Source organism: Youngiibacter fragilis 232.1, from assembly GCF_000495435.3.
In the GTDB taxonomy this organism is placed as follows: Bacteria; Bacillota; Clostridia; order Clostridiales; family Clostridiaceae; genus Youngiibacter; species Youngiibacter fragilis.
Map to the genome: position 1 here is coordinate 1 of NZ_AXUN02000204.1, position 11625 is coordinate 11625.

General features: G+C 44.9%; 5 protein-coding genes. 2 read left to right on the forward strand and 3 right to left on the reverse strand.

The window, feature by feature from the left end:
- Positions 1-512 precede the first annotated feature (512 nt).
- Positions 513-686, forward strand: a complete 174-nt coding sequence (locus T472_RS20645; RefSeq protein ID WP_082447740.1) for a nitroreductase family protein — start codon at positions 513-515, stop codon at positions 684-686.
- A 308-nt stretch (positions 687-994) separates the two neighbouring features.
- Here the strand turns inward: T472_RS20645 and T472_RS15495 are convergent, their stop codons facing one another.
- A complete protein-coding gene (locus T472_RS15495; RefSeq protein ID WP_023387653.1) occupies positions 995-2077 on the reverse strand; it encodes a GerMN domain-containing protein in 1083 nt (360 codons plus the stop codon).
- A 176-nt stretch (positions 2078-2253) separates the two neighbouring features.
- The gene (locus T472_RS15500; RefSeq protein WP_023863698.1) at positions 2254-4881 is read right to left on the reverse strand and encodes a SpaA isopeptide-forming pilin-related protein; all 2628 of its coding nucleotides are present in this window, start codon (positions 4879-4881) and stop codon (positions 2254-2256) included.
- Here T472_RS15500 and T472_RS20155 point away from each other — a divergent pair.
- Complete coding sequence (locus tag T472_RS20155; RefSeq protein WP_207643983.1) at positions 4865-5032, forward strand: hypothetical protein; 168 nt, start codon at positions 4865-4867, stop codon at positions 5030-5032. The genes T472_RS15500 and T472_RS20155 overlap by 17 nt on opposite strands.
- 586 nt (positions 5033-5618) lie before the next feature.
- Here the strand turns inward: T472_RS20155 and T472_RS15505 are convergent.
- The gene (locus T472_RS15505; RefSeq protein WP_023863699.1) at positions 5619-10490 is read right to left on the reverse strand and encodes a Cna B-type domain-containing protein; all 4872 of its coding nucleotides are present in this window, start codon (positions 10488-10490) and stop codon (positions 5619-5621) included.
- Positions 10491-11625 lie beyond the last annotated feature (1135 nt).

Consider the following 11625-nt stretch of genomic DNA (forward strand, 5'->3'; position numbering starts at 1 on the left):
CTACTAATTATAAAGCATAACCAAGCATAACACAATAATATTAAAAAAATTGGCATTAAAAAAACCGGAAAGCATTCGTATAACTACTTCCCGGGTCACATGAACTTGTATTTAAATTTTCCTGATGGATCTATACTGTAAAAGTCAGGTTATAGCACGATTTGAGCCCGAACGACATAAAAGCATTGATGCCACGTGTTCCCTGCACCCCTGCAAGGCACCAGAAATGAATTCCTTGTTTTCCGAATACATGACCTGTAAGCAGGCATATGGATATCATGGAATTCCGTCATCCAGCAAGGGCATTCATTGAGAGGCAAATTGTTCCTGATACTGCAAGCATTCTTCAATCATCAGTTAGCAGCTGCAGTGAGGACGCTGCCTTTTTTAGGCTGATGCATGAGGAACCGAATGCACTTGATGGCTTCAAGTCATAACTCAGAAAACTCATTAAGTGCTTATAGTAAAAGAAAGAAGATCTGGATGAAAAGGTAATCCGCAATGGCGAGTAGGTGGTCTTGAAAGCCACTGAGACGGGACTTGGTACCTGCTGGGTGGTAAGCACGTACAGCAAGAAGAACTGTGAGTATGAATTGAAGTATAACGGGAAGCTGGTCAGTATTATCATATCAGCCTATCCAGATACGCACGTGTTCCCCATTCAAGAAAATCAGTCTATGATCTGAGTATGGTTTCCGCAAGGGCTTGGAGGCCGCACAGCTTCAGCCGAAGAAATTTGTGTTTGCCCTTTACGGCAACTCTGTATCAGCAAAGTCAGGTATGCAATTGGGTACCAGGATCGACCTTTGGATCGCAAAATACCATATTGATTTGTGACTCATATCACAGACTGGAAATGGGCAGATTAGTCAGCTCAAAGGATCCAATGTCCCTTTATGTGGGATTAAGATATCCAAAAAGAAGTGACGTGCAATAAACCAGAAAAATGGGCATATTAAAACCGGACCCTGATAAAGAGTCCGGTTTTAATATGCTACTGCTCAATTACCTTGCTGAAATCAACTTTCAGGTACTCATTATCATCAAGCAGTATATGCCCTGATTCGTAGGTCTTGTCATCAACCGTAAGCATTACCCTTGTCTCACCATAGAAGTCTCCGAAGGTGTTTGCTACACTCTGCAGTATCATGGCTTCAAACTCAGATCCCGCATTCATCTCTGTGACGAATTCCTTCGATAGGTCTATGTATACCATGCCGTCGTCATTAAGGTACAAACTGTTGATCCTGGTGTTAGCGCTCAATATGTTCGAGTTCTTTTCTGTTCCGACTGCCTTGTATACGTCCTGGAGGATGATCCTCGTTATGCTGTTTGTCTTGAATGTGACTTCCTTGTTTACCCTCAGAAGCTTCGCATCAACATTTGTTACGTAGAAGGTCATGAGCCTTGAATACGGCTTGTTCTTCGTGACTGTCTTGAGGCTTGATGAAACCTCGTCAGTTCCCGGATTGAATACAGTCTTCACAAGCCCTATGCCCTTCGCATAATAGTTAATCGTGTCTCCTGTTGCTCCATCAATCGTTACCTCAACTGCCTTGTATTCACCATATGGCACCTTAACCGATACATCCACCCCGGTGATGGTGCTCACTCTTCCATCCGGCAGTGTCCATGTCGTCCCCTTCTCTATTGGCGCCTTAAGCAGTATCTCCGGCTTACCTGAATCCTTCTTCAGGAAACTCTCCCTGAAGTATGTCTCTGCCCTTGAGAACACTATGCTTATCTCATTTTCATCAGCTTTGATCACCTTCACTATTTCAGTTCCGCCGTTGTTATCCCTTATCTGTATCCTGTCACCATCAATATAGTCTACGGTTCTTGTAAATGTCGCGTACTCGTTGCCCATTCCTTCAAATATGTATTCCACATCGCCTTCAAACGGGAAGTAGTCCTTTACTGAAACCGCCTCAGGTGTTTCCGGAGTGGATGGTAAGGATGGCGTCGTTGGTGTCACAGGAGTTGTCGGAGCTGTGGTAGGCGTTGCAGGCTTTGCGCCGCAAGCGAACAGCAGCATAAGGGCTGTAACCATTCCCATTGTACTTATAATCTTCTTCATTCTTCAGCACCCCTTTTATAGGTCCTTTTCTTTACCATAGAAATATCATGGCCTTGTTATGATTCAATTATAGAACATGGATACTTGTGAAGGTTACTAACAGTTAACAATTCGGTTCTATTTTCATTGCAATTTAATAGGCCGCCTTTTCAGGCGGCCAAAGGAAGCTAGTTATGTCAGGTCCTCTTTCTCCTCATCAGGAGCACTCCACCGATTATCGCCAACGCTCCAAGAGCATACAGCAGCTCGCTTGGAATACCTCCGGTCTGAGGAAGCTCCTCCTCTTCAGTGTTTGGAATCTCAACGTTGAACACAAGCCCAACCCTGTCAATCTTTATTGCATAAGTCTGGGTCGTAAGCACGTAGCCTTCAGGTGCAAGTATCTCTGAGATGATGTACTCGCCTACCGGAAGCACTGCCTTTACCAGCCCGTCTGCGCCGCTTGTGCCTTCAAATACCACAGTTCCCGCCTTGTCCTTGATCACAATTTTTGCTCCTGCAAGGACTGCCTTGGTCACAGAGTCTATCTTCTTGATGGTTATGTCTCCCATGATCTTTACGTTGACGACCGTTGAAGGTGTTGGTATCACTGTCTTACCCTGCTCAGTGATCGCCACAGGAATTACAACGCTGCTCTTCTCATAACCTGCAGGTGCGCTTATCTCCTTGATGTTGTACTCTCCGAAGTCCACATCCTTGAACCATACAAGTCCGTCAGACAGGCTTGTTGCAGTCTTGATCGGTGCAGTGAACCCTGTATCAGACTTGCTGTAAAGCCCGAATACGGCTCCTGCAAGAGGCATGTGCTGATCGTCATGCTTGTAGAACTCAATGTCTCCCTTGATCCTTGTATTGGTCACCGTATAGCCTACAACCAGCTTATCATATCCTGGTACTGCAACCTCATCTACGCTGTAGGTATATGGATGTCCGTTGAAGTCTGTGACATCCATATTGTTCCATGTGTATTCCACAGTTCCATTAGGTATTGAAACAGGATCCCCAACCGGCATCACTTCTCCGCCTGAGATCTTCCTGTATAACTGAACCTGGATGCTTGGCTTGACCTCCGGTCCGCCAACCCAGATCTTCTGCAATGTTACATAGGTCTTTGGAGATACATATTCATTGGTGATCTCCATACCCTCTTCAGCCTTCACATAGTTCTCAGGTACTCCCATTTCCTTCACGAAGTAGGTGTATGGATGTCCATCCATGTCAGTTGTCGGCATATCCTTCCAGGTATATCCTGTCAATCCGCCTTCAAGCTTGACTTCAGGTCCTACCTTCATTGGCTCGCCTCCAGGAATGCTCCTGTAGAGCTGAAGCATGATATCAGGCTTCTCTTCCGGTCCGCCTATCCATGTCTTGGTTGCCATGATGTCTGTCAGAGGCGGCTCATAGGTATTTGTGACCTTAAGCCCGTCAAGTGACTTGACATAGTTCGCAGGTACTGAAGTCTCATCTACCGTGTAGATGTAGAGCTTGCCGTCTCCATCAGTCTTCGGCATATCCTTCCAGATATGGATAGTCTCTCCGTCATGGATGACTACGGGTTCGCCCACCGGCATCTTCTCACCACCATCAATTTGCCTGTAGAGCTGGAGCGAAATGTCAGGCCTTGGAACCGGTCCGCCTACCCATATCTTCATGCCCTCCACATCTATAAGCGGTGACTCATAGGTATTGGTTACGGTGAGTCCTGACTCTGCCTTGCTGTAGTTCTCAGGTACTCCGATCTCCTTTACAGTATAGGTGTACAAGTTGCCTACAGGGTCCGTCTTCGGCATATCCTTCCAGGTTACCGTTGTGGTTCCATCAGGAAGGTCCTTAGGGTCTCCTACAGGCATCATCTCTCCGCCAGAAATGCTCCTGTACAGCTGGAAGGATACAGTAGGCCTTGGACTTGGTCCGCCTACCCATACCTTGGTAGCTGTAACATCAATCAGCGCTACCTTTATCTTATTGGTTATTGTTATCGAAGCATCAGGGAAATCACCTGTGAACACAACAACTCCGTCATTGGAAATTGTAACATCGTACAGGTCTCCGTAACCTGGCTCTGTTACCGTATAGGTACCCGGCTCAAGGTTCTCGATTACAATCGAGGATCCGCTTGTTACAGTCCTGTATATCGGAGGTGTTCCGTTGTTGCTTGTTACTACGATATTGAAATCCCTTGCCTCAGCAAGAGGAGCTCCGTTGGCATCAAGCAGCACCTTGTTGATCGTAAGGTCTCCCAGGTATATTATGTCGTTCCTCATCATGGACACTGTCTTGTTGGCATCATCCATCCTGAATTGAAGACTTGCACCTGGCCACTCAGCTGCATTGTCAGATAGCTGAGCCTTGAACTTAAGTGTAAAATCCTCAATAGTGATGAATTTTGCCGTATCCTCTATTTTCAGCGTGAATTTCAGATAGTCACCGGCAACAATAGGAGTTGAAATGCTGTAGCCTCCCACTATTTCTGCAGGCTCGCTCCCAGGAGTGAGATCATCAAGACCTTCATAAAGTACGAAATATCCCGCACGCTCATATCCTATTATCCCGCCATTCTTATAATCCAGATTTACATTGAACTCCGTTGGTGCACCATCATAGCTGTTGACTCCGAATTTCAAGTCCACCCAATCAAGCTCCATATAACCCTTGATTGCACCAGTTGTCCAATAACCGCCTGCCTTGTGCCAGCCCTCAAGCGTATATCCTGTGTTTGCAAGCGCTGATTTTGTCGCCACTAGTGAAAATACCATCATGAATGCAACTGAGAGCGATAGCAGCTTCTTGAAGAATCTGTTCATGGTTAGGCCTCCTTCCAAAGACTTTCATATATCAGTATGTGTAGCAAATACAAAAACCCTGAGCATGCTCAAGGTTCCCAGGCTTTTTCATGCCATATTGATTCGGGAACTCAAAGCCCGGTTCCTCGCCATTGAAATTATCGATTTCTGACGATATATTTAATATAATTAATATTTACATATATCTCTAAATCCATATTATCACTGTATTCTAACCTTTTCAATTTCAACAACGTGAACATATTATGCATTTTTTGTATTGTATCAACATATTTCGTACACTATATATCAATAATTTTATCAAATAATTACTAATTCTATAAATTAATATCAATCAATCAATTCCATCTATTCGACATTTTGCATTCCCTATACATAAATGCATTTAGAATGATATAATCTATTTAAATATCTATTTATTCTATAAATTTTTATCAATGTCCATCTCGGGGTATTTTAACCCTATCCAGGTATACGCATATACTTCCGAAAATCAAGAAGACGATATATAATTACCAGAAACAAGACGCATCCCAAACCTGGTTATGCACCAGGTATCCGGCTTCAGAATTCCCAACCCCCATTCTAATCACCGTCAGTCAGCCCGTGTGCAATAACGGCGTCTACGTCTTCAGAATCATCAGATTGCAATCACATTCATCTTCATCATACTCACCACTAATTTGGAAAAAAACCACCCCGGAAGATTAAACTTCCGGGGCAGCCGTGTCATTTGTTTAGCCTATTGTTCTCCTTTTACCTTTCATGAGGATCACTCCGCCAATTATGGCCATTGCACCCATGAGATACAGGAGTTCACTTGGGATTCCGCCTGTCTGTGGAAGTTCCTCTTCCTCAGTATTCGGGATCCTCACATCGAATGTCAGCCCGCTCTTGTTCACGTTGACGCTGTAGGTCTGGGTCGTAAGGATGTAGCCTTCCGGCGCCGCAACCTCGGAGATTATGTATTCTCCATATGGAAGCATTACCTTGAGCATGCCGTCCGCTCCGGTGGTACCCTCGAATACTACAGTACCAGCCTTGTCCTTGATTACAATCTTGGCACCCGCCAGCACTGCATCAGTTACAGAATCAACCTTTCTGAGCGTTATGTCTCCCATGATCTTTACATTGACCACGGTTGCAGGGGTCGGTACTACAGTAGCTCCCTGCATCGTCACAGCTACCGGTATCACAAGCTCACTCTTCTCATATCCGACCGGTGCACTTATTTCCTTTATCTTGTACTCACCGTACTCGACATCAGTGAACCTGACCAACCCATCAGCAAGGCTTGTAGCCGTCTTAAGAGGTGCTGCAAACATAGTGTCCGTTACAGCATATAGTCCGAATACCGCACCCGCCAGAGGCATATGCGCATCGTCATGCTTGTGGAATTCTATGTTGCCCTTTATTCTCGTGTTGCTGATCTCGAATCCCTCTACCACCTTCACATATCCGGCTACATCAGCTTCCTCTACACTGTAGATGTATGGCTTGCCGTCGTAGTCCGTGACATCAAGATTGTTCCAGGTGTATTCATTTGTTCCGCTAACCAGCGCCACAGGATCCCCAACCATCATCTTCTCACCATCTGCTACCTTCCTGTAAAGCTGGATGTAGATAGTCGGTCTTGGTTCAGGTCCGCCAACCCAGATCTTCTCAACAGTCACATAGGTCTTAGGTGATACATATTCATTTGTTACTTCCATGCCCTCTTCGATCTTCTCGTAGTTCTCTCCTGTCACTACCTCTTCTACATAGTATTCATATGGCACTCCATCAAAGTCTGTTAGAGGCACATCTTCCCATACATATTCCGTAGTTCCGTCTGTAAGTTCTACCGGTTCTCCAACCTTCTCAGGTTCACCATCCGGGATCATCCTCCAGAGCTGAAGCTCTATAGCAGGTCTCGGACTCGGCCCTCCCATCCAGATCTTTGTTCCCGTAACATCGGTAAGAGGTGAATTGTAGGTATTGGTTACCGTCATTCCATCTTCTGATTCTGTGTAGTTTTCCGGAGCCTTAACTTCCTTCACAGTGTAGATGTATGGTATTCCATCATTATTGAATTCCTCCACATCTTCCCACTTGTAGGTTGTCGTTCCATCCTTTATCGTTACCGGAGTTTCAACCGGAGCATCCATTCCGCCCTGGATCCTTCTGTAGAGCTGAAGCTCTATGTCAGGTCTCGGGCTCGGTCCTCCTGCCCAGACCTTCGTTCCAGTCACATCTATGAGAGGTGAATGATAGGTGTTAGTGACTTCCATTCCATCCAGCGCCTTGCTGTAATTCTCAGGTACCGCCACCTCATCCACTGTATACAGATAAGGTACCCCATCATCGTTGTACTGCGGAACACCCTCCCACTTGTAGGTAGTTGTTCCGTCCACAAGTTTTACAGGATCTCCTATCGGAACCTTGGCCTCTCCTGCTATCTGCCTGAAAAGCTGAAGTTCTATATCCGGTCTCGGGCTTGGCCCGCCTACCCAGATCTTTTCTCCAGTGACATCGATAAGCGGCGAGTTGTACCTGTTGGTTACTGTCATGCCTTCTTCTGACTTCGTGTAGTTAGTCGGTGTCCCGATTTCCTTTATGAAGTAAATGTAAGGCACTCCGTCATTGTTGAATTCCTCGATATCCTCCCACTTGTATGTGGTTGTTCCATCTTTGAGTGTTACAGGTTGTCCGACAGTCATTTCAGGTCCTGCCACGATCTTCCTGTACAGCTGAAGCTCTATGTCAGGTCTTGGACTCGGTCCACCTACCCAGATCTTTGTTCCTGTAACATCTATGAGCGGCGAATGATAGGTGTTTGTTACAGTCAGTCCGCTTTCAACCTTTGAATAGTTGAGAGGTGTACCCACTTCCTTGATAGTGTATATGTACGGAATACCATCACCATCGAACTCCTCGACATCCTCCCACTTGTAGGATGTTGTCCCATCCTTTATGGTTATCGGACTTCTCACCGGAGCATCCACACCACCCTGGATCCTTCTGTAAAGCTGAAGCTCTATGTCAGGTCTCGGGCTTGGTCCGCCTACCCAGATCTTTGTTCCAGACACATCTATGAGAGGTGAATGATAGGTATTCGTTACGGTAAGTCCCGTTTCACCCTTGGTGTAGTTGAGTGGAGTTCCTACCTCCTTCACACTGTAGGTATACGGATTTCCATCACCATCAGTGGTCGGAAGCTGAAGCCACGTGACCTCGAGAACCCCGTTGACAAGGTCCTTCGGACTCTCAACAGGAACAGCTTCACCTCCGAGCACACTTCTGTATAACTGGAAGGTTACCGTTGGTCTTGGCGATGCACCGCCTACCCAGACCTTAATTGCCTTAACATCTACCTTTGGCGATACATATGTATTTGTTACTGTCAGTCCACTTTCATCCTTGGTGTAGTTGGCCGGTGTGCCGACTTCCTTGACACTGTACGTATACTCATTGCCATCCCCGTCAGTCAGCGGAAGCTGGCTCCAGGTCACCTGCAGAGTTCCATCCACAAGATCCTTAGGAGCTTCCACAGGAACTGCCGCTCCACCAAGCACACTTCTGTATAGCTGGAAGGTTATCGTCGGCCTCGGGCTAGGCCCGCCAACCCAAACCTTGGCAGCTGTTATGTCACGCTTAGGCGGGACATAGGTATTCGTTACTGTCAATCCATCTTCACTCTTGCTGTAGTTAGCAGGTGTCCCAACCTCCTGCACCGTGTAGGTATACGGATTGCCATCATTATCTGTCTCAGGCACATTGTTCCAGGTTACCTGCAATACCCCGTTCACAAGATCCTTTGGAGCTTCTACAGGAACAGCTGCTCCACCGAGCACGCTTCTGTATAACTGGAAGGTTACTGTAGGTCTTGGAGTCGGTCCTCCAACCCAGATCTTATTGGCAGTAATGTCAGTCTTTGGCGGTACATAGGTATTTGTCACTGTAAGTCCAACCTCAGACTTTGTGTAGTTCGCAGGAGTTCCAACTTCCCTTACAGTATATGTATATGGATTGCCATTTCCATCAGTAAGAGGCAAGCTGTTCCAGGTCACCTGGAGAACTCCATTGACAAGGTCCTTAGGAGCTTCAACAGGTATAGCAGGTGCTCCAAGCACACTTCTATAAAGCTGGAAGGTTATTGCAGGTCTCGGAGTTGGTCCTCCAACCCAGACCTTAGTTGCTGTTATATTATCGGTTGGCGGCACATATGTATTTGTAACCGTTAATCCAACTTCAGACTTTGTGTAGTTATCTGGTGTTCCAACTTCTTTTACAGTGTAGGTATATGGATTGCCGTTCATGTCGGTCTTCGGCATATCGTTCCACGTTACCTCAATAACTCCATCTGCAAGATTCTTCGGATCTCCAACAGCAACAGCTGCTCCGCCAAGAACACTTCTATAAAGCTGGAAAGCTATAGCAGGTCTCGGAGTAGGTCCTCCTACCCAAATCTTGTTTGCGGTAATATTCTCCTTAGGGGGTACATATGTGTTTGTTACGGTAAGCCCAACCTCACTCTTCGAGTAATTGGTTGGCGTTCCCACTTCCTTTACCGTATAAATATATGGATTGCCCTGTGGGTCAGTACTTGGCATTCCTGTCCAGGTAACCTGCAAGGTTCCATCCGGAAGGTTCTTCACATCACCGACAGCGGCATCAGCCCCACCTGAAATTCTCCTGTAAAGCTGGAGTTGCACTTCAGGTCTCGGAGTCGGTCCCCCAACCCACACCTTGGTTGCAGTCACATCTATTACAGGCACCTTTATCTTATTGCTGATGTTTATCGTAAGATCCGGAATCTTGCCCGTAAACACAGCAACTCCACCGTTGCTTATGACAGTCTCATATAAGGTCCCGTATCCTGGCTCTGTAACCGTATAGGTCCCAGGCAGAAGGTTGTATATCGTTACCGACGATCCACTTGTGACCGTAGTCTCAATCGGAGGTGTACCCAGGTTATTGGATATTACAATATCGAATACACGGGATTCATTAAGAATCGCTCCATTGGCATCCAAAAGTGTCTTGTTTATAGTCAGGTCACCCAGCATAATGATTTCATTTCTCATCATCGAGACTGTCTTGTCTCCAGATTCAAGCATCCTGAACTGGAGACTTGCACCAGGCCACTCCGCCGCATTGTCCGAAAGCTGAGCCTGGAACTTTAGTGTAAAGCTCCCAATTCCAATGAATTTCGCAGTATCTTCAATCGTCAATGCAAACTGGAGATAGTTACCTACTGGAACCGCAGGTGATATGCTGAATCCTCCATCGATCGCCACAGGCTCACTTCCCGGATTCACATCAGCCAAACCTGCATATAGAAACGCATCCTTCACAGCCTGATATCCGACTATTCCTCCATTCAAACGGTCCAGCTGTACCGTAAATGTTGTAGGCACCCCATCATAGCTGTTAATACCAACCTTCAGATCAACCCAGTCGAGCTCCATGTATCCCTTGATCGCTCCAGTAGTCCATAAATTGTTTGCCTTATGCCAACCCTTCAGCGTGTATCCAGTATTTGCAAGCGCAGTTTTGGTAGTTACAAGCGAGAATAACATCATGAAAGAAACAAATAGCGATAGCAGTTTCTTAACGCCTCTGTTCACGATTTCTCCTCCTTTCAAAGGAATTGCTTATGTCAAAGCATGTTGTGTGTATCAAGCAGCAGGTCCGTCCTGATACTTATGAATCAGGTACCGGACTTTGAACCTCATGAATTAAATATAAAATAAAAACCTCGAGGATATCCTCAAGGTTTGCCGGCTTTCTAACCAAGCTTTATAGTGTTTGATCGGAAAGCCCTTCCCTAAGAATCCCTGTCTAATACTGTCTAAACGGAATAATTAATCAAATGTTTTATAATATAATTAACATTAAGGTTCATCTATATTTTCATAGTAGCATTATCCTATTTCCATTTCAATTATATTATTATGAACATATTATGCACTTTCGCATTGTACGCGTATATATTTGACATAATACAATCAATTTGATTATTTTCTAACACTTTTGTAAATAATTTGATATTATTCAAAATATCCACATACACTGTATCAATTCTACAATTCTCTCATTAATATAATTTTATATTGAAAATTATTAAAATATTGTATATACCTATACATCCATATTATAGATTCCAATTCATCATCCATTACATATACCAATACTCTTCGCGACTCTTGCAATGTTTATGTATAACATCAATTCCAGGTTACATTTTTAACATATTTTCAAACCCAGATCCAAACTCCTACATTACCCTCTCTAACTTCCTAATCCATGGAATCATCGCCTTTTCAAACCACTTTAACCTGAATTTAATCACCCCAAAAAATAATCCCAACTCAAAGCCCTTCATCCTTTCACCCGGAAATCCAAGCCAGAATGCAGTTCACTCTTTATTAACACAACGGACTGAACCTACACCAAATCATCACTTTTTGTTACATCTATTCATATTTGGCTTTTTTTGCAAACCAGATTCATTGCAAAACATCCTTTTTTCAAAACAGGAGCCATTTGATTAACCACAACATTAAAGATCGCTTTGCTCACAGGAATTCATGCTGGTTCATTTCTGAGTTAGGAATATTATAATTGGCAGCACCGCATGGCAGCCTCCAGCCAAAGCTCACCTTACAGTAAATGCATCTTAAAAATACACCAAGATGGAAGCAAACCTGTGGGTCGTATTTTTTCCAGGGTGCTTTAATTCATATCACACATCAAAAAGTG

Bases quoted from the DNA above. Each gene is read 5' to 3' on its own strand.
- T472_RS15495 (WP_023387653.1), bottom strand. From the start codon at position 2,077: ATGAAGAAGATTATAAGTACAATGGGAATGGTTACAGCCCTTATGCTG.
- T472_RS15500 (WP_023863698.1), bottom strand. From the start codon at position 4,881: ATGAACAGATTCTTCAAGAAGCTGCTATCGCTCTCAGTTGCATTCATG.